Annotated in this window: 25 protein-coding genes; 14 read left to right on the forward strand and 11 right to left on the reverse strand. The window is 64.3% G+C overall.

Annotated elements, in window-relative coordinates; translation table 11 throughout:
• Positions 1–77 precede the first annotated feature (77 nt).
• A complete protein-coding gene (locus tag FZI91_RS07845) occupies positions 78–500 on the forward strand; it encodes a PaaI family thioesterase (protein ID WP_162526514.1) in 423 nt (140 codons plus the stop codon).
• The gene (locus FZI91_RS07850) at positions 500–1,096 is read left to right on the forward strand and encodes a TetR/AcrR family transcriptional regulator (protein ID WP_162526515.1); all 597 of its coding nucleotides are present in this window, start codon (positions 500–502) and stop codon (positions 1,094–1,096) included. Before FZI91_RS07845 ends, FZI91_RS07850 begins: the two co-directional genes overlap by 1 nt.
• On the opposite strand, the gene fadD8 is transcribed toward FZI91_RS07850, so the two are convergent.
• From fadD8 to FZI91_RS07880, 6 genes are all read right to left on the reverse strand, one after another.
• On the reverse strand, positions 1,093–2,682 hold the full coding sequence (gene fadD8 / locus FZI91_RS07855) for a fatty-acid--CoA ligase FadD8 (RefSeq protein ID WP_155938265.1): 1,590 nt from the start codon (positions 2,680–2,682) through the stop codon (positions 1,093–1,095). The two genes, FZI91_RS07850 and fadD8, sit on opposite strands and share 4 nt — an antisense overlap.
• 161 nt (positions 2,683–2,843) lie before the next feature.
• The gene (locus FZI91_RS07860) at positions 2,844–3,791 is read right to left on the reverse strand and encodes a D-2-hydroxyacid dehydrogenase family protein (RefSeq protein ID WP_155938268.1); all 948 of its coding nucleotides are present in this window, start codon (positions 3,789–3,791) and stop codon (positions 2,844–2,846) included.
• Positions 3,791–5,059 carry an amidohydrolase family protein gene (locus tag FZI91_RS07865; protein WP_155938270.1) on the reverse strand — a complete coding sequence of 423 codons (1,269 nt, stop codon included), beginning with the start codon at positions 5,057–5,059 and terminating at the stop codon, positions 3,791–3,793. Before FZI91_RS07865 ends, FZI91_RS07860 begins: the two co-directional genes overlap by 1 nt.
• 18 nt (positions 5,060–5,077) lie before the next feature.
• Positions 5,078–5,851, reverse strand: coding sequence for a class II aldolase/adducin family protein (locus tag FZI91_RS07870; RefSeq protein ID WP_155938272.1), 774 nt, complete (start codon positions 5,849–5,851; stop codon positions 5,078–5,080).
• Positions 5,838–7,436, reverse strand: a complete 1,599-nt coding sequence (locus FZI91_RS07875) for a class I adenylate-forming enzyme family protein (protein ID WP_155938274.1) — start codon at positions 7,434–7,436, stop codon at positions 5,838–5,840. The genes FZI91_RS07870 and FZI91_RS07875 overlap by 14 nt, the downstream gene beginning before the upstream one ends.
• Before the next feature lie 57 nt (positions 7,437–7,493).
• The gene (locus tag FZI91_RS07880) at positions 7,494–8,276 is read right to left on the reverse strand and encodes a FadR/GntR family transcriptional regulator (protein ID WP_162526516.1); all 783 of its coding nucleotides are present in this window, start codon (positions 8,274–8,276) and stop codon (positions 7,494–7,496) included.
• Positions 8,277–8,396: 120 nt separating this feature from the next.
• On the opposite strand from FZI91_RS07880, the gene FZI91_RS07885 reads away from it, so the two are divergent.
• Positions 8,397–9,296, forward strand: a complete 900-nt coding sequence (locus FZI91_RS07885; protein WP_155938276.1) for an MBL fold metallo-hydrolase — start codon at positions 8,397–8,399, stop codon at positions 9,294–9,296.
• Positions 9,297–9,307: 11 nt separating this feature from the next.
• On the forward strand, positions 9,308–10,540 hold the full coding sequence (locus tag FZI91_RS07890) for a cytochrome P450 (protein WP_155938278.1): 1,233 nt from the start codon (positions 9,308–9,310) through the stop codon (positions 10,538–10,540).
• A 3-nt stretch (positions 10,541–10,543) separates the two neighbouring features.
• Here FZI91_RS07890 and FZI91_RS07895 read toward each other — a convergent pair whose 3' ends face one another.
• Positions 10,544–11,641 carry an LLM class flavin-dependent oxidoreductase gene (locus tag FZI91_RS07895; RefSeq protein ID WP_162526517.1) on the reverse strand — a complete coding sequence of 366 codons (1,098 nt, stop codon included), beginning with the start codon at positions 11,639–11,641 and terminating at the stop codon, positions 10,544–10,546.
• Between the two features lie 52 nt (positions 11,642–11,693).
• Between FZI91_RS07895 and FZI91_RS07900 the strand changes: the two genes are divergently transcribed.
• Both FZI91_RS07900 and FZI91_RS07905 read left to right on the forward strand, forming a co-directional pair.
• Positions 11,694–12,377 (forward strand): VOC family protein, encoded by a 684-nt coding sequence (locus tag FZI91_RS07900; protein WP_309224175.1) that lies wholly within the window; start codon positions 11,694–11,696, stop codon positions 12,375–12,377.
• Positions 12,378–12,387: 10 nt separating this feature from the next.
• Positions 12,388–13,269 carry an AIM24 family protein gene (locus FZI91_RS07905; protein ID WP_155938280.1) on the forward strand — a complete coding sequence of 294 codons (882 nt, stop codon included), beginning with the start codon at positions 12,388–12,390 and terminating at the stop codon, positions 13,267–13,269.
• On the opposite strand, the gene FZI91_RS07910 is transcribed toward FZI91_RS07905, so the two are convergent.
• Positions 13,256–14,134 (reverse strand): helix-turn-helix domain-containing protein, encoded by an 879-nt coding sequence (locus FZI91_RS07910; RefSeq protein WP_155938282.1) that lies wholly within the window; start codon positions 14,132–14,134, stop codon positions 13,256–13,258. The genes FZI91_RS07905 and FZI91_RS07910 overlap by 14 nt on opposite strands.
• A 92-nt stretch (positions 14,135–14,226) precedes the next feature.
• Between FZI91_RS07910 and FZI91_RS07915 the strand changes: the two genes are divergently transcribed.
• Positions 14,227–15,018, forward strand: a complete 792-nt coding sequence (locus FZI91_RS07915) for an SDR family oxidoreductase (protein ID WP_155938284.1) — start codon at positions 14,227–14,229, stop codon at positions 15,016–15,018.
• Positions 15,015–16,088: a diacylglycerol kinase gene (locus FZI91_RS07920; protein WP_155938286.1), complete on the forward strand. Its 1,074-nt coding sequence runs from the start codon at positions 15,015–15,017 to the stop codon at positions 16,086–16,088. Before FZI91_RS07915 ends, FZI91_RS07920 begins: the two co-directional genes overlap by 4 nt.
• Here the strand turns inward: FZI91_RS07920 and FZI91_RS07925 are convergent.
• The 3 genes from FZI91_RS07925 to FZI91_RS07935 are packed head-to-tail and all read right to left on the reverse strand — an operon-like array spanning position 16,063 to position 17,660.
• Complete coding sequence (locus FZI91_RS07925; protein WP_155938288.1) at positions 16,063–16,548, reverse strand: hypothetical protein; 486 nt, start codon at positions 16,546–16,548, stop codon at positions 16,063–16,065. The genes FZI91_RS07920 and FZI91_RS07925 overlap by 26 nt on opposite strands.
• Positions 16,541–17,056 (reverse strand): hypothetical protein, encoded by a 516-nt coding sequence (locus FZI91_RS07930; protein WP_155938290.1) that lies wholly within the window; start codon positions 17,054–17,056, stop codon positions 16,541–16,543. The genes FZI91_RS07925 and FZI91_RS07930 overlap by 8 nt, the downstream gene beginning before the upstream one ends.
• 37 nt (positions 17,057–17,093) lie before the next feature.
• Positions 17,094–17,660, reverse strand: coding sequence for a TetR/AcrR family transcriptional regulator (locus FZI91_RS07935; RefSeq protein WP_155938292.1), 567 nt, complete (start codon positions 17,658–17,660; stop codon positions 17,094–17,096).
• 118 nt (positions 17,661–17,778) lie between these two features.
• On the opposite strand from FZI91_RS07935, the gene FZI91_RS07940 reads away from it, so the two are divergent.
• Genes FZI91_RS07940 through FZI91_RS07965 form a run of 6 tightly spaced genes read left to right on the forward strand, consistent with a single transcriptional unit; the run spans position 17,779 to position 22,588 of the window.
• Positions 17,779–19,032, forward strand: coding sequence for an NADH:flavin oxidoreductase/NADH oxidase family protein (locus FZI91_RS07940; RefSeq protein ID WP_162526518.1), 1,254 nt, complete (start codon positions 17,779–17,781; stop codon positions 19,030–19,032).
• On the forward strand, positions 19,029–19,445 hold the full coding sequence (locus tag FZI91_RS07945; protein WP_155938296.1) for a nitroreductase/quinone reductase family protein: 417 nt from the start codon (positions 19,029–19,031) through the stop codon (positions 19,443–19,445). Before FZI91_RS07940 ends, FZI91_RS07945 begins: the two co-directional genes overlap by 4 nt.
• 51 nt (positions 19,446–19,496) lie before the next feature.
• On the forward strand, positions 19,497–20,420 hold the full coding sequence (locus FZI91_RS07950) for an oxygenase MpaB family protein (protein WP_155938298.1): 924 nt from the start codon (positions 19,497–19,499) through the stop codon (positions 20,418–20,420).
• The gene (locus FZI91_RS07955) at positions 20,417–20,998 is read left to right on the forward strand and encodes a TetR/AcrR family transcriptional regulator (RefSeq protein WP_155938300.1); all 582 of its coding nucleotides are present in this window, start codon (positions 20,417–20,419) and stop codon (positions 20,996–20,998) included. Before FZI91_RS07950 ends, FZI91_RS07955 begins: the two co-directional genes overlap by 4 nt.
• A gap of 26 nt (positions 20,999–21,024) precedes the next feature.
• Entirely contained in the window at positions 21,025–21,918 is an 894-nt protein-coding gene (locus tag FZI91_RS07960; protein ID WP_155938302.1) for an NHL repeat-containing protein, read from the forward strand.
• A 49-nt stretch (positions 21,919–21,967) separates the two neighbouring features.
• A complete protein-coding gene (locus FZI91_RS07965; protein WP_162526556.1) occupies positions 21,968–22,588 on the forward strand; it encodes a TetR/AcrR family transcriptional regulator in 621 nt (206 codons plus the stop codon).
• Positions 22,589–22,618: the final 30 nt, after the last annotated feature.

The following is a 22,618-nucleotide window of genomic DNA, read 5'->3' on the forward strand; positions in this document are numbered from 1 at the left end:
CACTCCTAGCAGACCAGCTGCATCTTCATCATATGCGCGCTACCCAATCCAATTATTAGCGACTATTCTCTATTATTGTGATCACCCTGGATCAAGCCCAACAGGTTCTCGATGCGCAGCCCTTCAGCCGGCTCCTGGGCACATCCATCGGCCGAATCGACGAATCGGGAATTCAGCTCGTCCTCGATATCCGCGACGAGCTGCGCCAGCAGAGCGGATTCATTCACGGCGGGGTGCTGAGCTACCTCGCCGACAACGCCATCACCTACGCGTGCGCACTGGGTCTGGGCGGCGACATCGTCACCAGCGGATACACCATCGAATACGTGTCCCCAGCACGTGACGGCGCGCGCCTTCTCGCCGATGCATCTCTGGTCAGTTCCGGACGAACCAAGGCCCTCGGTCGCTGCGAGATCTCCGTCGAGGACCACGACGGCAATACCAAGCTTGTCGCGGTAGCCCAAGGCACGAGCATGGTTCGGCCTAGTGGTTCGGCCTAGTGGGGCGTAAGCCGCAGTACACCACCGACGACATCCTCGACGCGGCGCTGGGCTTGGTGACCTCGGCCGGCCCCTCGGCCGCCACCGCGACCGCCGTTGGCAAGGTGCTTGGCGCCCCGTCGGGTTCGGTGTATCACCGGTTCGCCAGCCGCGATGAGCTCATGGCTCGCCTCTGGCTGCGTTCGATTACCCGCTACCAGGACGGGCTTCTCGCGGCGCTCGCCCTGCCCGATGCCGAGATTGCGCTGCACGCGGCGATCGACCATGCCTTCGACTGGACTCAGGAGAACCGCAACGAGGCGCAGCTGCTCCTTCAATACGACAAGGCCGATCTGGTCGCCCATTGGCCCAATACCCTCGCGGCCGAGCTCAAGGCGCTCAACGCACGGGTGCGGAAATCCTTGCGCGAGTTCACCGAACGCCGATATGGCTCGGTAACTCCCGAACTGCTCGACAAGGTGATGTTCGCGCTGATCGATATGCCGTACGCGGCGGTTCGCCGGCACCTACCCGATAGGGGTGAGCCCGCGCCGTGGTTGCGCGAGTTCATCCATGCCGGCGCACAGAACCTTCTCTCGGGAGCAGAGAAGGCCTAGACCGTCGCGTACTTCTGGCGCAGGGCCTTCTTGTCCAACTTGCCCAGCGCCGTCAGCGGCAGCGACTCGGCGATGATCACATGCTTGGGCGACTGCACCGAGCCCTTGCGTTCCTTCACCGCGGCCTGAATCTCCGATGTCATCTTGGAAACCGCCGCGTCATCGGCGGACGCATCGGAACGAAGCACCACGATCGCGGTGACCGCCTCGCCCCACTTCTCGTCCGGTACGCCGATGACACCGACCTGGGCGACCGACGGATGTTCGGCGACAACGTCCTCCACCTCACGGGGAAATACGTTGAAGCCGCCGGTGACGATCATGTCCTTGGTGCGGTCGACGATGAACCAGAAGCCGTCCTCGTCCTCTCGTGCGATATCGCCGGTGCGCAGCCAGCCGTTCTTGAAGGTGTCGGCGGTCTGCTCGGGCAACTCCCAGTAGCCGCCCGCCACCAACGGTCCGGCCACGCAGATCTCGCCGGGCTCGCCCTGCTTGACCGGCTTGTCGTTCTCGTCAAGAAGCGCGGTCCGCAGGAACGCCGAAGGCCGGCCACAACTGGAGAGCCGCTTGGCATCGTGGTCACCCTTGGCCAGGTAACTGATCACCATGGGCGCCTCGGACTGACCGAAGTACTGCGCGAAGATCGGTCCGAATCGCTCGATGGCCTCCGCCAACCGCACCGGGTTGATCGCCGAGGCGCCGTAGTAGACGGTCTGCAGCGAGGACAGATCGCGGGTGTGCGAATCCGGGTGATCCATCAGCGCGTAGATCATCGACGGCACCAACATGGTGGCGGTGATCTTGTGCTCCTCGATCGCGGCCAGCACGGCAGCCGCGTCGAACTTGGGCAGCACCACCATGGAGCCGCCCTTCATCAGGGTCGGCATGAAGAAGGCGGCACCGGCATGTGAAAGCGGGGTACACATCAGGAATTTGGGACGCTCCGGCCATTCCCATTCGGCCAGCTGGATCTGCGTCATGGTCAGGATGGACTGCGAGGTCCCGATGACGCCCTTGGGCTTGCCGGTTGTCCCGCCCGTGTAGGTGAGGCCGTTGATGTGGTCCGGTGACAGATTGGTCGGCGTCAGGGGCTTCGCCTCGAAATCCTTGGCTGCCGCGACCAAATCATGTCCGACCGCGGCGAGTTCCGGCGGCACCGGCCCGAGCGTCAGCACGCGGGTCAGGGTCGGAACCTTCTCCACCAGGGCAGCAGCCCGCTCCACGAATTGCGGCGTCGGGTCGATGACGAGTGTGGTGATCTTGGCGTCCGCCAGCACGTACGCGTGGTCGTCCAGTGATCCCATCGGATGCAACGCGGTGCGGCGAGTGCCCAGCAGCTGCCCCGCCCCAATCACCAGCAGCACCTCGGGTCGGTTGAGGGCCAGCATGCCCTGACCGTCGGTCGTATCCGGCACCAAGGACGTGAACGCCTGGATGTACCTGCTGATCTCGTCGGCCATCTGCGCACCGGTCAAGGTGACGTCGCCGAGCACCAACGCGGGCGCATTGGCGTTCCGCTTGAGTGCGGAAACCAGCAGGTGCCCGGAGTTGATCGACCCGTGCAGCGGGTCAAATGGATCAGGCATCGCACTCCTTGTTGAATCGTCGCAGATCAGCCACTCCGCTCGACGGTAGAACATGTTCTAGTTTTGGGCAAGAACGCACCTGCGCACCGAAACCGATGTTGTGGCGGTTTCGTCTCCCACATATTCGCCACAACCTCGGTTTCGACGGCTGCGACAGCCCGCTACGGCGTCAGCAGTCGGATCGGATTGCCGGTGCAGTAGGCCGCGATGTCCTCCACAATCTCGCGGTAGAACAGCCCCATCAGATCCTTCGTCACGTAGCCGAGGTGTGGGGTCAGCAGCGTGTTCGGGAGCGCGGCGAGCGGATGGCCCGGAGGGAGCGGCTCCTGTGCGTAGACATCGAGTGCCGCGCCGCGAATCTGCCTGCTACGCAATGCCTCGATGAGGGCGGGCTCATCGACGAGACCACCCCGGGAGGTATTGACCAGCACCGCATCGGGTTTCATCAGCGCCAATTCGTCCTTCCCGACGATCCCTCGGGTGGATTCGGCGAGCACCAGATGCAGGGACACCACGTCCGCGGTGGCCAGCAGCGTCTCCCGGTCCACCCGCTGCACGCCGGCACGCTCGGCCCGTTCATCGGTGAGGTTGGGGCTCCAGCCGATCACATTCATGCCGAACGCGTTTCCCACTGCCGCAACCCGACGGCCGATACGACCGAGGCCCACCAGTCCCAGCGTCGCTCCGGCCAGATCGGTACCGACCGTCGTCTGCCACCGGCCGTACCGCAGCGCCCGATCCTCGGCAATGAGATGGCGCTGCAGCCCAAGGATTAGCGCCCAGGTCAGCTCGACTGTGGGCGTGATCGACCCGCCGGTTCCCGACACCACGATCCCGCGGTCCAGGGCGGCGGCGACGTCTATGGCCGCATTGAAGGGACCCGTCGTCACCAGCAGCCGAAGATCCGGCAGCCGCGCCAACAGGTCACGATCGATGCGGGTGCGTTCCCGCATCGCGACCACAACCTCGTGACCGACAAGCGCGTCGGCCAGCCGATCACCTGGCGGGATGTGCTCCCGGATCGACGTCACCCGCACTCGCCGCGGAATGCTGGACCAATCGACGCTGTCCGCCAGACCCTGATAGTCGTCCAGAACCGCGATGCGCATCAGTACGCGTTCGGGTCGTTCTGCACCTGCACCGGCACCGGATGCCGGTACAGGTTGGCAGCGTTCTCCCATGTCAGCTTCTTGACGACGTCTGCCGGTAACCAACCGATTTCCTCGTGGATGACGCGCTGCGTGTGCGGCCACGTCGAGTCGCAGTGCGGGTAGTCCGCCTCCAACATGATGTTCTCGGTGCCGATGCGCTCGTGCTGGATGAAGGAGGATTGGTCCTCCACCGCGCAGAACCAGAAGTTCCTCGTGAACACCTCGGCCGGGGACAATGTTTCGCCGAGCGCCTTCCACGTCCCGTACATCTCGTGATAGCTCAGCATGTGATCGAGCCGGTCCAGAAGACCAGCCACCCAGCCGATTCCGCCCTCGGACAGGCAGATCTTCAGGTCCGGGTATCTGCTGGGCAGCCCCGAATACAGCCAGTCGACACCCGCCGAGATGGCGTAGGCGAAGAACAACACACCCTGTACATCTGGGGGTGCGTCGTCGGTGGTGGACGGCGCCGACCCCGACGAGCCGATGTGCAGGTTCACCACCGTTCCCGTTTCTGCGCAGGCCGCCATCATCGGTTCCCAGTAACCGGAATGAATTGACGGCAGCCCCAACATCGCCGGATTCTCGCTGAATGTCACGGCGTGAAAGCCTCTTTCGGCGTTCTCGCGGATCATCTGCGCACCCACCTCAGGGTCCAGCAGCCACGGCAGCTGACACGGAATGATCCGTCCCGGGTAAGAGCCCGCCCATACCTCGTGGTGCCAATCGTTCCAGGCGCGTACCGAGGCCATCGCGAGGTCGCGGTCCTTGGTAACCAACTGCAGTCGCTGGCCGGCGAACCCCGGCAGGAACGACGGGAAGTTCAGCGAGGCGTACACCCCGTTGAGGTCCATGTCCTTCACCCGCTCGTGGATATCCCAGGCACCCCTGCGCATTTCATCGAACCTGGCCGGCTCGAACCCGTACTCCGAGACCGGTCTGCCCACGACGGCGTTGAAGCCGACATTGGGCAGGGCCTGCCCGTCATACATCCAGGTTTGTCCGCCGCTTTCGGTCTCAATGACCTTGGGCGCGAGGTCGGCGAATTTCGCGGGCACCCGGCCCTCGAAGGTGTCGGGCGGCTCGACAATGTGATCATCGACGGAGATCACCGTGTACAGCCGTTCGGCACGTTCGGGTTCGGGCAAGAACGTGACGACGCGCTCATCACCGGTCTGTGCGGTGGTGAAGTCGAGAGTGTTGGCAAGATCGTCCAGGGATTTCATCGGTTTCCTTGCAAGAAGTTACGACAACACGTCGGGGTCGGCTTTGATGGTCATGCGGGCGGCCCCGGCCCAATAGATATCGGCCGCGCGCTCGATGAGTGAGGCCCGCATGCCGTACATGTCGGCTCGGTCCATCTCCGAGGGCTTCCGGCCGGTAAGCATGACGTGGTACGCGAGCTTGCACACCCGCTCAACGGAGGCCGCCCGATACACCGCCTCGGCGAGGTTGCCTCCTGTCGCGATGACACCGTGATTGGCCAGGATCGTCAGGTTGACGTTTCCGATCCTCTCCACGAGATCCCTTGCCCGGGAAGGGGTATCAATCTCGCCGTCATAGACATCGATAAAGCGCATATCGTCCAGAAACAGTGCGCCCGTCTGGTGAACCAATATCGGCAGCTCCCCCAGGGCCGCGATCAGGCTGACGTAGTACGGATGGTTGTGGACGACTACACGCGCGTCGGTACGGGCCCGGTGCAGCTCGGTGTGGATGTGGATCGCCGGGGTGACATCCCACCTGCCGCGCACCACCTGCGCGTTATCGTCCACCTCGCAGATGTCCGACGCGGTGAGTTCCTGCCACCACAGTCCCCAGGGATTCACCAGCATGCCCGGCCGCCCCGCTGGCTGCCAGGTGATGTGTCCGGCCATGTTTTCCGCGAAACCTATTGTTGCCAAATGCCGGAACGCGATCGCCAGCGCCTGCTCATCGGTCAGGTCTACGCCGATCGGCGGGATCACCGACGGCCCCCAGACCTTCAGACCGCCGTCGCGCACCCTATCGGCGTTCATAATCGGCTCCCAATCGCGAACGGATATCTTCGCGCAGTAAACCTTTGGCCACCTTGCCGCCCGATGAACGCGGCAACTCGTCGAGGACGACTAGTCGCTCCGGCAGCAGCTCTTTGGAAACGCCTTGGGCCAATAGATGTTCGACGAGCGCGCCGAGGTCAATCTGCTGCAGGCTGGCCAGTTCGGCGTATACACATACCTTCTCGCCGAACACCGGATCTGGCATTGCGACCGCCGCCACCACCGCGATGGCGGGGTGCGTGGCCACCGCCTCCTCCACCTGCACCGCGCTGATGTTCTTTCCGCCGCGCACCACGAAATCGGAGGTGCGGCCGGTTACCGTCAGGTATCCATCCTCGTCGACCTCGCAGATATCGCCCATGCGCATCCAACCGTCGGGCGTGAACAATTTGTCGTGGTCCGCACCGTCGAGGTAGCCCAAGCTGGTCGCCGGCCCCTTGCAGGCCGGCTGGCCTCTGCCGCCGCCAGTCACGTCGCGATCTCCGTCGAGCAGCCGCACCGACATTTCCGGCACCACGCGCCCCGCGGTACGCAGCCGGCGTTCGCGCGTGTCGTGCAATGTAGTGCCGCTGAGCAGACCGGTCTCATTGGATCCGTAGAACTGCAGAATCGTTGCGCCGGTGAGATCCTCGAACTCGGCGGCCCGCCGATATGGCAACGGTTCTCCACCGGTGAACACGACGCGCAACGAGCTCAGGTCGTAGTCACGGGAAGCCCTATCGGCCAAGATCATCATGAGTTGCGTACTGACACAACACAGCACGGTCACTCGGTGCCGCGCGATGGCGTTGCACACCGCCGTCGGACTGAATCGCTCAACAAGAACGGTGCTGGCACCGAGGTAGATCGGTGTGGTGTGCGTGGTCCAGATGCCGAAACCGAATGGTGTCGGGATGACGGGCAGGAACACGTCATCGGGGGTCAAAGCCCCGTTCTCCATCGCCTTCTGATGAAAGTAGTGCCACCGATTCTGGGTGTGCACCACACATTTCGGCAGTCCTGTGGTTCCCGAGGTGGAGTTGATCAAGAAGACGTCGTCGGTACCCAGCGCTTCGTGGCCGGAGAGCTCTTTCGGTATCGACTCCGTGTCAATCCGCAGACCGACGAAATCATTTTGCAAGACAAGGGTTTTCGGCGCGTTTCCGGTCTGTTCGGCAAGTTCCCGGTGTGCGGGGTCACAGATCAGTAGCCTGGGTTGAGTCGCACGCAGGATCTCGGCGGCCTCTCGCGTTCCGGCCCGAGCTCCGATGCCAACCACTGCGGCCCCACTGCGTTCCGCCGCGACGAACAGCACGTGGATGCCGACGGTGTCGGCATGCCACACCGCGACCCGATCTCCCGGCGTTACGCCCAGCCCGTGCAATTGGGCGGCAAGGGCGTCTGCCGCGAGATCGAATTCTTGCCACGACATCGGCGCATTGGGGTGATCGATGTAGGCGGGCCTATCCGGCCGAGACCGTGCAGAGCTGCGGACGGCTTGCGACAACGTCAGGTCCGACCACCAGCCCCGAGCGCGGTATCGGGCGGCCTCATCGGATGCCATACCTGAGCCCTCCGCCGTCATATCCAAATAATAAGGAAATGATGGTCGGTGTCAACGGCCAGCCGACTCCACCGCTGCCTATGCCCCGCGCCCCGCGGACTTCGTCCATGTGCGCACCATCGCCGGATCTACCACTCCGCTCCACCCCGGATAACGCTGCGCGTTCACCAGATGCGCGGCAGCGAGATCGCGTGCGCGCTGAGCGTCGCCCACGTCGATCGCGTCGATCACCTGGCGGTGATCCTCCAACACCGCACGCCGCTCCTCGACGGGGACCGCGCCATGGTCGGTTACTTGCGCAGACCAGTTTTGCTCGTGGCTCGACCACAACGCTTCCAGCGCACCCGCCAGGATGATCATCGTCTCGTTTCCGCAGTACTGGACCAGCGCCTCGTGGTACCTGCGGCTGGCCGAAGTCACCTTCTGCAGATCCTCCACCGACTCCAGCGCTTCCTCATGCAGGCGTCGCAGAACGGGCACCACCACACTCTTGCGGTCCGAGCGCTGGGCACACAGCGCGGCGCAGGCCGGTTCCACTTGCAGCAGCGCGGTGCCCACATCGGCCAGACCGACCGCCTGGGTCCCCAGCACCAGCCCCAGGGTGTACGCCACGTTTGCCGCCCGCGGTCGATGAACCACGGCGCCACCGAGTTTTCCGCGCCGTACCGTCAGGAGGCCCTCGGCCTCCAGAATGCGCATGGCCTCGCGCAGCGACGGCTTACTGACGTGGTACTGCACCAGCAATTCGTCTTCCTTGGGCAGGATGCTGCCGTCAGCCAGCTCACCGGCAAGGATCCGTCCCCGTAATTGGTCCGCTACCTGCTCGGCAAGCCGCTGAAAGCGAACGATCGGCTCCCGCACGCATCGAGTGTGCCAGAACAGGGCGCCTAAGCCGGGGCACCGCGCTTCTTTCTCTTGAATCCAAATGATTTGTATCGTAGCGTGAGCCGGGTCACCTAGGTTCGGCACGATGGACGGTTCATGGACGATGGTCTTCGCGCAAGCGGCTCATCCACACACGACGGTCTTCGCGCAAGCGGCTCATCCACACAGCAGTGGACTATCGGCGCGGTCACCATTCACTCGGTGCTGGAGGCGGTGATCCCCACTCGTCCTGAGCGCTTGTTCCGAGAACTTCCCGCCGAGCTGCCGCCGTCGTTGTCGCCCCACTACGTAGACGATGCGGGCTTGCTGTCGGTTGCGATCCAATCCTTCTTCATCGAATGCGGCGAAGACCTCGTTGTCGTCGACTCGTGTTTCGGCGAGGACCACGACCTTCCCTATCGACTGCCCATCGATCCCGACCAGTACGCGCGCTCGCTGGCCGCCGCCGGGTTCACCCCCGACGCCGTGACGGCCGTCGTGTGCACGCACCTGCACCTCGACCACGCCGGGCGCAACACCACCCTCGTCGACGGCGTCTGGGTGCCCACCTATCCCAACGCCGAGTACCTGATCACCGAGCCCGAATACACTTTCTGGCAAGACAATCCGGAGATGAATCGCGCCAAATCGGAAAGCGTGGAACCTCTTGCTCGGCACGACGTGCTGCGGCTGACCGATACCGACCACGCCATCACCGAGAACATCCAGCTGGTACCGACCCCCGGGCACACGCCCGGGCATTGCGCGGTGCGGGTCGAGTCGGCCGGCGCGGCGGCATTGATATGCGGCGATGTCATCCATCACCCATTGCAGATCGCCTACCCCGATATCTGTGCCTTTCCCGACGCCGATCCTGAGACGTCAGTGGCGACCCGCACCCGGCTGCTGGAACAACTCGCAACCGATCAGACATTGCTGGTCGGCACGCATTTCGCCGCACCGTCCAGCGGAACCATCAAGCGCGGCAACGAATTCTACGAGTGGGTGCCGAGCTAAGGAGAACAGCGATGACATGTCCGTTCGGAGCCGGATTCGACTTCACCGATCCGCAGCTGATCCGGCAGCGGATTCCGCACGAGGAGTTCGCGCTGCTGCGTAGGACCACGCCGGTCTGGTGGAATGCCCAGCCGCGCGGCGCCTCCGGGTACGACGACGAGGGCTACTGGGCGATCACCAAACACGCCGATATCCGGGAGGTTTCGCTACACGACGAGATCTTCTCCTCACACGCCAACACCGCCGAGATTCGCTCCGCCACCGCGCATAACCCGGACGTGCACGAACTGAGCCGCAAGAACGTCATGCTCTATCTGGACGCACCCCAACACACGAAGCTCCGGCGGATTGTCGCGCGCGGTTTCACACCACGAATCATCAACGGCCTCAAGGACGAGCTGACCAAGCAGGCGGAGGCCGTCGTGCACGCCGCCGCCGACAAGGACTCCGGAGATTTCGTCCACGACATCGCGGCCGAACTGCCACTGCTGACCATCTGCGAACTCATCGGGGTGCCCATCGAGGACAGAGAGCAGGTGTTCGCGTGGAGCAACCGGTTGCTGGCCGGCGGCAACCGAGATGATGCCGCCATCGCCGATTCCATGGCGGCGTCGGCCGAGGTGCTCGGATACGCATATCAGATGGCCGAGGACCGCACCCGCCATCCGCGCGACGATATCGCCACGGCCCTCGTCAACGCGACGGTCGATGGAGAAGCCTTGACACCCTTGGAGTTCGGCTACTACGTGATGATGCTGATGGTGGCCGGCAACGAGACCACACGGAATGCGACCACCCACGGGATGCAGGCCTTCTTCGACCACCCGGAACAGTGGGAGCTGTTCGTGCGCCAGCGCCCTGCCTCCGCGGCCGACGAGGTGGTGCGCTGGTCCACTCCCATCACCTGCTTTCAGCGCACTGCCGTGCAGGACACCCAGATCGGCGGTGTCACCATCGCCCGGGGCGAGCGCGTCGGGATGTTCTACAGTTCAGGAAACTACGACGAAGAGGTCTTTGCCGAACCGTTCACCTTCGACATCCTTCGAGACCCCAATCCGCACTTGGGATTCGGCGGTCACGGTGCCCACTATTGCATCGGAGCCAACCTCGCACGCCTGGAGATCGACTTGATCTTCAATGCCATCGCCGATATCGCACCACGCATCGCACCCACCGGCGCCCCGGCGCGGGCCGCACTGCCCTGGGTCAACGGCATCGAGTCGTTACCCGTCCGGTACGGGTAACGGTCAGAATGCAGTAAATCCCTTGGCCCGCTGCGTGTCCCGCGGTCCCCACAGCGTCGAGGAGACCTCCGCACGCACCAGCGGAATCACCTCTTCGGCGAATCGGCGCAGCGTGTCCTGCTGTTCCTCGAAATCCGCCTCGGCGCTCAGCGCGATCGATTGGAAATCGTGACCAAAAGCCTCGTGCCACTCCAGGATCTTCTCGGCCACGCGCTCGGGCGATCCTGCCAGCACCGGGCCGCGATCGGCAGCGTCCTCAATAGACTCGAAGGACGGGAACTTGCCCACGGCCTTCGGGTGATCCTTGAGCGTGGCCCACTGTGCGAGTCGCGCCTCATAGATCGGCCGGTATTGCGCTATCGCCTGCTCGGTGGTGTCGGCCAGGTACAGCCCGCCCGAGCCGGCACCGACATACTGCCGCGCCGGATCGTGCCCATGTTTCGCGTACAGCTCGCGGTATCTGTCGATCAGAACCTTGTAGTTTTCCTTGGGCTGCAAGGCATTCGCGGTGACGATCGGGTCGCCCCATTTGGCGGCGAGTTCGACGGCGAATGTCGAGGTCGCCGACCCGTGCCAGATCCGGAACGGCCCGTCGTAGGGCCGGGGCAAGGTGGTGGCGTCGGTCAGCGGATGCCGGTGCGCGCCCGTCCAATCGACGTTTTCCTCTCGAAGTAGACGCCGCAGCAGCTCATAATTCTCCTGCAGGTATTCGTACTGCTTGGCGATGTCGAGACCCATCAACGGGTATTGACGGTCTTCATTGCCCTTGCCGATGACGATCTCCAGACGACCGCGGCTCAACTGGTCGATGGTGGCGAAGTCCTCGGCGGCACGCACCGGGTCCAGCAGGGACAGCACCGTGACGCCGGTGGACAACAGGATTCGGTGGGTCGCGGCGGCTACGGCACCCAGCAGCACCGTCGGCGCCGAGGACAGCACGTCACCCGCGTGCCGTTCCCCGACGGCGAAGGAATCGAAGCCCAGGCTCTCGGCCAGTACAGCCGTCTCTACGACGCGGTTCAACCTGTCGGCTGCTGGAAGCAGCGCCCCGCTGGCGGGATCGGGCAGATGGAAGACGATATCGAGCAGCTGAAACCGCACGCTCTTCAGTATGAGTCGGCGGCCCGTCCACTGGCTCGGGCAGGATGAAGCTGTGACCGGGACATCTACAGGAATCACCGCACTTCACGGCGTCATTATTGACACACCGAATCGCGATGAGGCGAAGGCGGCGTACGCGCGATTGTTCGGAGTGCCGGACGTGCATCCACAACTGGAGCTGGGCCTGCCGTCCTGGGCCTCCGCTCCCGGCCTGGCCTTCGCCACCGAATCGCTGGACGAGACCGCGCGAGTGCTGGCACGCCGAGGGCTCGAGCTCACACCGTCGGCGGGATACCGCAGCGGTGTCGCTAACGGGCTCACATACGGCTTCACCCTCGCCTCACCGAACCAACCGGTCGCCGAAGCCGACGCACGGGAGATCGATCACCTGGTACTCGTTTCCCCTAACCGCGACCGGATCATCGCAACGTTGTGCGGACGACTCGGCTTCGATCTGCGTTTGGATCGCCAGCAGCCGTGGGGTGTGCACCAATTGTTCTTCCGCTGCGCCGGTCTGGTGGTTGAGGTGGTGTTGAGTGGCGACGACCCTGCCGGCCCGGACGCGCTGTGGGGAATCGCCTGGCGCACCGCCGATATCGAGGCCTCACATGCTCGCCTGACGGCAGCCAATGTCACGATCAGTGACATCCGCGACGGTCATAAGCCCGGAACGCGGGTCGCCACCGTCAAAGATCGAGGGCTGGCGGCGCCCACGATACTGATCGAACAGCGCTAGCTTGGTTGTCATGACGACTCCGAACCCCGGAAGCTGGCAACCCGATCCCGACGGACGGTTCGAGTTCCGGTGGCACGACGGCCAGCGCTGGACCGATCAGGTCGCGCACCAGGGGAAGGTCAGCGCTGTTCCGTTGGGTGGCGCCGCGCCCGCCGAGCCGCAGTCCGCGCCTCAGGCCGCCGCGCAGCCAGCGGCTCAAGCTCAGCCCATCGGCGACGGATTCTCGGGCATCAGCGGCGAATTGGTGGACGGGCGGTTCAGCGAGAACGAGGCGAAGCCAATCTCCAACCAGAACTCCAAGCTGCTGCGAGTGCGCCTCGGAGAACCCTTCCTCGCGCGTCAGGGATCGATGGTCGCCTATCAGGGCAACGTCGACTTCTCCTTCGAGGGTGGTGGCGCAGCCAAGTTCCTGAAGAAGGCGCTGACCGGCGAGGGCCTGCCGCTGATGCGCTGCTCGGGCCAGGGCGACGTGTTTCTGGCCGAGCGGGCCTTCGATGTGCACCTGCTGAACCTGAACAACGCGGGCCTGTCGATCAGCGGGAAGAACGTGCTCGCGTTCTCGGCGGGACTGAACTGGAACATCGAGCGAGTCAAGGGCGCCAGCATGGTGACGGGCGGGCTGTTCAACACAACGCTGCGTGGCACCGGTTGGGTCGCGCTGACCACCGACGGTCCGCCGGTGGTGCTCAACGCCGCTGAGGCCCCGACCTTCGCCGATACCAATGCGGTGGTCGCATGGTCGGCGAACCTACAGACACAACTCAAGACCAGCTTCAAGGCCGGTGCCCTGATCGGCCGCGGCTCGGGCGAGGCCATTCAGGTGTCGTTCCAGGGTCAGGGGTTCGTCATCGTGCAACCGTCCGAGGGCATCCCGGTGGTCACCGCCGGCTAGGTCGCGGCGTAGAGCTCAGCACTTCCGAGAGTTCGCGCGCACCCTTGGTCACTGTGGCGATGAGCGCCTCCCGCTGCACGCGCGTCGCGCTGGGCAGCAGTGGGCCCAGCTGAAGTTCGTACGTGGCATCGGCCCCGTCGAAGATGGGCGCCGCCAGGTAACTGATCGGGAGCACCTCATCGGATACCAGTTCATCGCGCGAATACGGACGCGAGGTGAGCCGGGAGAGCTGGCGCAACAACCGTTCGCGCAGGGCCGCCTCCATCACCTCCGAACCGACCGAACCCAGCAGGTCCGAGAGCAGCTCCACCATCCCTGTGTCATCGTGGTCGGGGCGATAGACCACGAACCCGCAATCTGAAACCTGCTGCAGGAGCCGCTGGCCGGAACGCGCACTCAGTCCCCGCGCGGCGCCAAGCCACTCTGAGCGCTCGTCGGAGGAACGCCACGGCATGACCGCCGATCCCGCGGGAAATCCCAACGGGATGGTCTGGCCCACCGCGAATCCGGTGACCGCCCGAGGTCCCGCCTGCGCCTTGGCGACGATGGTCAACATCTTCGGACTGATCCGGCTGACTGTCGCCCCGGCTTGCCCCTCCTTGGCGATCCGTCCGAGCATGTCCTGAAACTCCCGGGGCATGGAGGTCTCGACGGGACAGGGTAAAGCCGGACCAATGCGATACCGAAGCTCACCATCCCGCGCCACCCACCCCGCGGCCTCCAGCTCGCCCACCACCGCGGTAGCAGTAGCACGGGAGATCCCGGTGGCCACTGCAATCTCGCTGATCGACTTGGGTTGCGTTGTAGCAGCAAGCATTTCCACGATTTGTACCACTCGAGCCGTCGGCGGTGAGGCGGCTGGCATGGATACTCCCCTCTTGCGCGATGCGAGGTCCAGGTCTACAGTGCATCGACTATTCGCCCCAAGGTAGTCGAATATTCGACACGGAGGAAGACATGATTCTGGACCGTTTCAGGCTCGACGGCAACGTCGCGGTCGTCACCGGCGCCGGCCGCGGGCTCGGTGCGGCCATCGCCGAGGCCTTCGCACAGGCCGGTGCCGACGTAGTAATCGCCTCGCGCACCGAAGCCCAGCTGCGCGAGGTCGCCGCCAAGGTGGAGGCGGTAGGCCGTCAGGCCGAGGTTGTTGTCGCCGATCTCTCGGATACCGACGCATCCGCCTCCCTCGCACAGAAAGCGATCGATCGGTTCGGGCGCCTCGACATCGTCGTCAACAACGTGGGTGGCACTATGCCGAAACCCTTCCTGGACACCACCATCGAAGACCTCGCCGAGGGCTTCTCCTTCAACGTCCTCAACGGCCATGCGCTGCTGCGTGCCGCAGTCCCGCACCTGCTCAAATCCGATAACGCCTCGGTCATCAACATCACCTCCACCATGGGACGTGTGCCCGGGCGCGCCTTCCTCTCCTACTGCACCGCCAAGGGCGCCCTGGCCCACTACACGCGCACCGCCGCAATGGATCTGAGCCCCAAGATTCGCGTCAACGGCATCGCCCCCGGTTCCATCCTCACCTCCGCGTTAGAGGTGGTGGCAAGCAACGACGAGATGCGCGGAACCCTGGAGAAAAACACGCCGCTGCATCGGTTGGGCGACCCGACCGACATTGCCGCCGCCGCGGTGTACCTCGCATCACCGGCCGGCAGCTTTCTGACCGGCAAGGTCCTCGAAGTCGACGGCGGCCTCATCGCCCCGAACCTCGACATCCCCCTCCCGGACCTCGCATGAGCAGGGCACGCGTAGCCGTTTGGGGCACAGGCAATGTCGGCCAGCATGCGCTGGCCGGCGTGATCACCGACCCGAACATGGAGCTCGTCGGGGTATGGGTCTCCGGACCGAACAAGGCCGGCAAGGACGCGGGCGAAATCGCCGGGCTCAACATCACCACCGGCATTGCCGCGACCAGCGACGCCGCCGAGATCCTGGCCCTCAAGCCCGACTGCGTGGTGTACACGGCGATGACCGACAACCGGCTGATGGAGGCCCTCGAGGACCTGCGATCGATCCTTGCCGCCGGAATCAACATCGCGGCCAGCGCGCCGGTGTTCCTGCAGTATCCGTGGGGTGTACTGCCGGAGAACATGCTGGAGCCCATCGAAACCGCAGCACGCGAGGGTAATTCGTCAATCTTTATCGGCGGTATCGATCCCGGGTTCGCCAACGACCTGCTGCCGTTGGCCCTGATGGGTACCTGCCAGCGCATCGACGAGGTGCGCTGCATCGAGATCGTCGACTACGCCACCTACGACAGCGCTACGGTGATGTTCGACGTTATGGGATTCGGCAAGCCGATGGACGAGACGCCGATGCTGCTGCAACCCGGGGTACTGTCCCTGGCCTGGGGTTCGGTGGTGCGCCAGCTCGCGGCGGGTCTGGGCGTCGAATTGGACGAAGTCACCGAGACTTATGAAAAGCTGCCTGCACCCGAGGATTTCGAAATCTCCTCGGGGCACATCCCGGCCGGCACCATGGCGGCACTGCATTTCCAGGTGCGCGGCATGAAGGACGGCAAGCCCGTGACGGTCCTCGAGCACTTCACCCGGCTACGCGAGGATCTTGCTCCCGATTGGCCGCAGCCTGCGCATGAGGGCGGCACCTACCGCGTCGAGATCACCGGCGAGCCCAGCTACATCCTGGACCTGGGCTCGTTCAGCGCACGCGGGGATCACAACTACGCCAACCTGATCGCGACGGCGATGCGTGTGGTGAATGCAGTCCCGGCGGTCGTTGCGGCCGATGCCGGCGTCCGGACCACGCTGGATCTCCCGCTGATTACGGGGAGAGGTCGGGCGGGCTGACGCTGCGGCGTCTCCGCCAGATCAGATACGAGCTAGAGAGGAAGAAGGCGCCGACACTGCCCATCAGGATCAATCCGACAAGCCCCGCCATGTCCCAGTTCGCGGCGCGAGACCCGATCCGATAGACGGTCTCTCTCGGCCCGATGGCGATGAGTTGGGTTCGTGCGGAAACGGTTTCACCCGCCGTCACGTCGTACAGATAAACGGTTCGACGGTCGTCCGTCACCCAGCCCTGCCCGGCCTTGTTCACACTGCTTCGGTTGCCATACATGTGGCCCATCGAACTTTCCGTGACGTGGACCTCCACGGTGTCGCCGTATCCGGCCTTGTAGGCGACCATGTTGATCGGGCTGGCCCCCAGGACAAGCGCCATCGCGGAAAACAGCACGCCCAAGACGGCGAAGAGCGCGATACCCGCCGGACCCCGCGCCCAGGCGGGACCGCGCCCGACTTCAGCCATGGGCGAATTCTATTGCGTGGCGCAGCCGTCGGGTGATGATCGCGGCGTGCGTCCAGTTGCCCAGCCATACAAGAATCGCGGCGGCGCCGCCGGCCAGTCCGACGGCGCCCGGAAGCAGCGAGACAATCTGCAGGGAACACCACGCCAATCCCGTTGCACGCCAGATACTTACGCTGCGGGTGCGCACCGCTGCTGATCCAACCAGGCTAGCCGCGACGTCGTTGACGATGAAGAAGTCCTCGACAAAGTTGAAGGGGATCGCGAACATCAGCCATACCGATCGCGGTGACCGAATGCGGTCTTGCTCCGGCACGCATACGAGGATCTGCTGCAGGGTGCGGCAATACAGCGCCACCAAACCGAAGAACACCACGACGGTGATCACTGCCGCAGCCGATCCGGTCGCGCTGACTTCCCCGAGGATCCCAGATCCCCACCGCGGCGCCCATACCGGTTGCAGAAGCAGCGCGACCAAAGGGATGGTGAGCACCATGGTCCACAGACGCATCAGCCGACCTTAGAGGGCCAAGGCTGACTGTTGGCCGCTACTTGGCCGGCACGTACAACCTGATGAGTTCCGTCAGGCGGCCGCCGACATCGTCGAGAGTCTCCGTCGACTGCTCCGCGATCGACATAATGACCGCTCCCTCGATCGCGGCGATCATCATTCTCGCCAGTGACCGCGCGGGAGCCCAGTCCACTCCATGGCGTGTCAGACGTTCGGTGAGAATCACTTGCCAGTCCCGAAACGCCTCGGCAGCCACTTCGGCCGCCTTGGGCGCCTCGGTACGCCCCAGCACGGCGGCCACGATCGGGCAGCCGGCCTGCATCTCAGTCTCGCCGAGTTGCGCCTTCCATAACTCGATGAACATCTCAATGCCCCGGGCAGGGTCAATCCCGTCACCCGCCGCCTGGATGATGGCCGTAAGTTGCTGCCCTGCAGTACGCGTCGCCTCGGCGACGAGTTCCTGCTTACCGCCAGGGAAGTTCAGATAGATGGTCCGCCGCGAGACACCGCTGTCCTCCAGCAGTGCATTGAGACCGGTGCCCGCGACGCCCCTGCGCCGCACCAAACCAGTCACGCTGGCGATCAATGTATCCCGTGCCGACATCCGCGTACTGCCTCCAACTTCCCGTTCGCTACACCACTCAGTCTACCGATATGCCCGCGACGTGGGCGGATATCAACAATCATTGCGGTATACCAATCAGTGTACTACCGTCGCCCACGTGCCCGCTCTACACGATCCCCTTCCACTGGCCTCGGGTCAGGTTCTCCAAAACCGGCTCATGAAGTCGGCACTCAGCGAGGGACTCGGCGATACTGCCCAGGGGCCGGACCACAGGCTCGTCGAGTTGTACCGCCGTTGGGGCACCGGCGGATTCGGCCTCGTCGTGACCGGCAATGTGATGGTCGATCGCAGTCATCTGGGCGAACCAGGGAACGTCGTCATCGAGGACGACCGTCATCTCGACGGCCTGTCCCGGTGGGCCAAAGCGACCAAGGACGGTGGCGGCCTCATCTGGATGCAGGTCAATCATCCAGGCAGGCAAGCCAACCCGCTTGCCACCAGATCCCAACCGGTGGCGCCGTCTTCGATCAAGATGAACGTCCCCGGGTGGCAGGCTCCGCGCGAGCTCCTCGACGACGAGATCGAGAACATCATCGATCGGTACGCGACCACGGCGTCGATAGCCGATGCCGCCGGGTTCGACGGTGTGCAAATCCACGGCGCACACGGCTACCTCGTAGCCCAGTTCCTTTCACCTCGCACCAACCGACGTTCCGACCGGTGGGGCGGCGACTCCGAACGACGAATGCGATTCGTCCTCGAAGTTGTGCGGCGCACCCGCGCCGCAGTAAGCCCTGGATTCTCGGTGGCCATCAAGCTCAATTCCGCGGACTTCCAGCGAGGAGGCTTCACGGAGGAAGAGTCGCGGGCAGTCATCGCGGCACTCGCCTCAGAGGAAGTCGATCTGATCGAAATCAGTGGCGGTACTTATGAATCCCCGGCAATGGAGGGCAGGCCGCTGGTCACATCGGCGTCGACCCAGGCCCGGGAGGCCTACTTCCTCGAATACGCCCGCACCGCCCGCGAGGCGGCCGGCGATGTGCCCCTCGCCGTGACGGGCGGGTTCCGTACCGAAGCCGCGATGTCCGAGGCGGTCCGGTCGGGTGACTGCGATGTCGTGGGTCTCGGGCGCCCTACCACCGTCAATCCCGAAGCCGCCGACAGCCTGCTCACGGCGCGCCAGGTACGGCTCACCGTCCCGGATGCCGCCCTCCCGATGCCGGCGTGGGTGACTAACACCGACAGAGCGAAATCTTTCCTCGCCGCACTGGAACTCCAGTGGCATAACACCCAACTGCACCGGCTCGGTGCGGGGACCAACCCGGACCCCACCATCGGCCCGTGGATCACCGCGCTGCGGCTCCTCAAAAACAATGGTGTCGACGCTTTTCGGAGAAGGAGAAGTTCATGACCGACAAGACACTGCGCAAGTTCCGCAGGGAACGCGCCATGGGGCGCTACCTGCTCAATCCGGCCGTCGGCGCCCTGACGAAGCTCGGACTGCGCACCGCACTGGCCTCCGAGCTGGAGACCACGGGCCGCAAGACCGGGCAGCTGCGGCGTGTACCGGTCTCCGTGCAGTTCGATGCCACCGGCGCCTGGGTAATCTGCCAGCACGGCACCCGCTCGGGTTGGGGCAGCAATATCGCCGCCAACCCGAATATCCGTCTGCGACAGGGAGACCGGTGGCGCACTGGCGTCGCCCAATTCCGTCCCGACGATGATGTCGTGGCCCGGGGGCGCAAGTTCGGACTCATCGGCGCCCGCGTCGTCAAGGCCCTGGAGACCACACCCGTCTCGGTGCGCATCGACTTCGCCGACTAACACCTATTGGCACAGTTGCGCAGATTTGTGCCATTGAGCTAGTCTGGCCTCATGGTCGATCAGAGCGCCATCAGTCTGGATGAAGGACTCCGCGAGGCAATCCCGATGCCCGTGGACAACAGCGACTCCGAACTTCGCCTGGGTGCGGAGTCGCTGGTCTGGAAGTTCTATGGAGACGTGCGGGGAGTCCTCGGTTTCCAGCGGCTGGCCGGGACCGAGAACTGCATCGAGCAGCTGGGCAAGGCCGTCGAGGACCACTCGGTGATCTTCAGCGACACCATCGGCCGCGCAAAACGCTCTGGCCCGCCCATCATGAAGACCATCTACTCCGCGGACCCGCAGAAGTGGGGCCGCACCATCCGCGATTTCCACAAGCCGATCAGCGGAACCATCAGCGACGGCTCGCGTTATCACGCCCTCAATCCCGAGCTCTTCTATTGGGCCCATGCAACATTCGTCGATCAGGTGCTGTACATCACCGACACCTTCATCCGGCGACTCTCCTACGACGAGAAGGTGCAAATCTTCGAGGAGAGCAAGGTCTGGTACAGCCTCTACGGCGTCAGCGCCCGCAATCAGCCGCAGACCTACGACGAGTTCGTCACCTATATGGAGGGCATGTTCGACAGGTTTGTGCCCACCAAGACGATCCTCTACGCCACGGGCTACATCCGCCAGGGCGTGCCCGGACCCAAACAGATCCCCAAGCCGATGTGGCGCGTGTTGTCGGCGCCTTTGAATGCCTTCGTCCGAACCGTGGTCGTCGGGACGCTACCCCCGCAGATGAAGGACGTCTGCCGGCTGGAGTGGAACGACAAGAAGGAACGCAACTTCCAGCGCTTCGCCAAGGTGATGCGGGCGGTGAATCCGGTGTTCAACAAGCTGCCGGTGCGCATGCTCTACCTGCCGTGGGCATCCGAGGGCTGGAGGCGCGAGGGCGTCGACCCCCGCCCGTTGCATAACCAGGCGGCATGACCATACTCGCGGGAGTGACCAGCGCCCCGCCCGCAGACGCACTGCTGGACGCCGCGCGCACCGAGTTCGAACGGCACGGGATGCGCCGCGCCAACATGGACGCCATCGCGCGCCGCGCTGGGGTGAGCCGACGAACCCTCTACCGCCGCTTCCCCACCAAGGAGGCGCTCTTCGAGCAGCTCATCGAGGCGGAGAGCGTGGCGATCTTCGGGCAGCTGGCCGTCGCCGCGCAGGGCCAGGATGCTCAGGGCGCCATCGTCGAGTGCTTCACCTTGGCCATGCGGCTCATCACTGAAAGCCAGTTGGCGAGCACCATCATCGAGAACGAACCCGAGCTGGTCATCGGGCTTAACACGCCCTCGGGCGATAAGGCCATCGTGCGCGCCAGCGCACTGGTGGCGACCTCGCTGCGACACAGCGGTGTCACCATGCCCGACGACGCCGTGCTGACCGTTTCGGAAATCCTTGTGCGCCTGGTCGCTTCACTGCTGACCAACCGCGCTGGCGTCCTCGATATCACCGACACCGCCGCCGTCCGGCGGTACGCGCAGACGTATCTGGCACGTTTGGTGTGGTGAGTCGCGGCCCTGGCTAGGCTCTGGCCATGGCCAAGTTCGCCGCGCTGATGTGCCTGTGTCTAGTCGCTCTGACCGGATGCGGAAACACGCATTCGCCGGGTCCATCGAGCAGCGCCCCGTCCACATCCACGGCCCCGTCGTCGCAGCCCCTGCCCAAGGTCGCGGGCCGCACCGTGCTGCCCATCACCGAGGTGACGAACCCGACGGGGCTGGCGGTCGATGCGGCGGGGAACGTCTACGTCGGCGACTATGACAGCAAGCGCGTCATTCAGTTCTCCCCCAGCTCGAACACCCAACGGGCACTGCCGTTCACCGACGTAGACAACATCAACGGGCTCGCAGTCGATACCGCGGGCGCCGTGTACCTGGTCGACAACATCAATCCCGATCGGGTCAAGAAGCTCTCTGCCGGAAGTTCTGCCCAGGAAGTACTGCCGTTCCCCAGCATCTCCAACCCGGCCGGCGTAGCGGTCGCCAGCGATGACACCGTCTACCTCACCGGCTACACCAACAACCAGGTGCTCGCGCTGCGCGAGGGCGCCACCAGCCCGGAGCTGCTTCCGATCTCGGGGATCGACGCGCCGGTGGGGGTGGCGGTCGATTCGCGGGGAACCGTCTACGCCGCCAGCGCGCACCAAAATCGGGTGCTGAAGCTGGAGCTGGGGAAGACAGCACCGTCCGAGCTTCCCTTCACCGGGCTGAATAACCCGTACGGCGTGGCCGTCGGCCCTAACGACGATGTCTACGTGGCAGATACCGAGAACAAACGAGTGCTGCGGCTACCCGCCGGATCGAGCACCCAGCAGGAGTTGAAGGTGCCAGATCTGAACCGTTTGAGCTGGTTGGCCGTCGACTCCGCAGGAAACATCTACGTCACCAACGACCAACAGCAGGTTCTGCAGTTGCCGTTCGGTTTCTGACCCTCAGTCGGGATCTGACTAAACTGCCTGCATGGCTACCCGGCGGCAGATGTACGCAGAACAGACCCGCTCGGACCTGCTGGACTCCGCACGCCGGCATTTCACCACCACCGGATACAACAGCGTGACCGTCGACGACATCGTCAGCAGCATCGAGGTCAGCAAGGGCACCTTCTACTACCACTTCTCCGATAAGCAGGCGATGTTCACCGCGCTGCTCACCGAATGCCTGACCGACACCGCCGATACCGTGACCACCGCCATCCGCCGCCTGGACAAGCCCGGCGCCAACGGTCCGCAGGTCGCCGCCGCCTCCGCCTGGGTGTACCTGTCGCGATCGCTCAACGATGGGACCTACCGGGAACTCATGCGCCAGGCGCCCATGGTCCTCGGCGAGGAGTCGTACCGCCATATCGACGAAACCATCGTGCTGCCGCCGTTGGTCACGCTCATGGAAACCCTTGCCGCGCGTAAAGAATTGAAGTCCGGCGTACACACACGCATGGCCGCCCGGATGCTGATGACGATGTTCGTGACCGCCAACAGCATCATCGCCGAATCCGACGATCCCGCAACGACGATGATCGAGGTCGCCGACACCATCGCCACCATGTTCAGCGGCATCGTCCTCGGCGACGTCCCCTTGTCGAAGGCCGCCGCGGCGGGGTAAGGCGTACGTTTGCGCCCGCAATTCGGGTAG

It is taken from the genome of Mycobacteroides sp. CBMA 271 (assembly GCF_009729205.1).
Taxonomy (GTDB): Bacteria; Actinomycetota; Actinomycetes; order Mycobacteriales; family Mycobacteriaceae; genus Mycobacterium.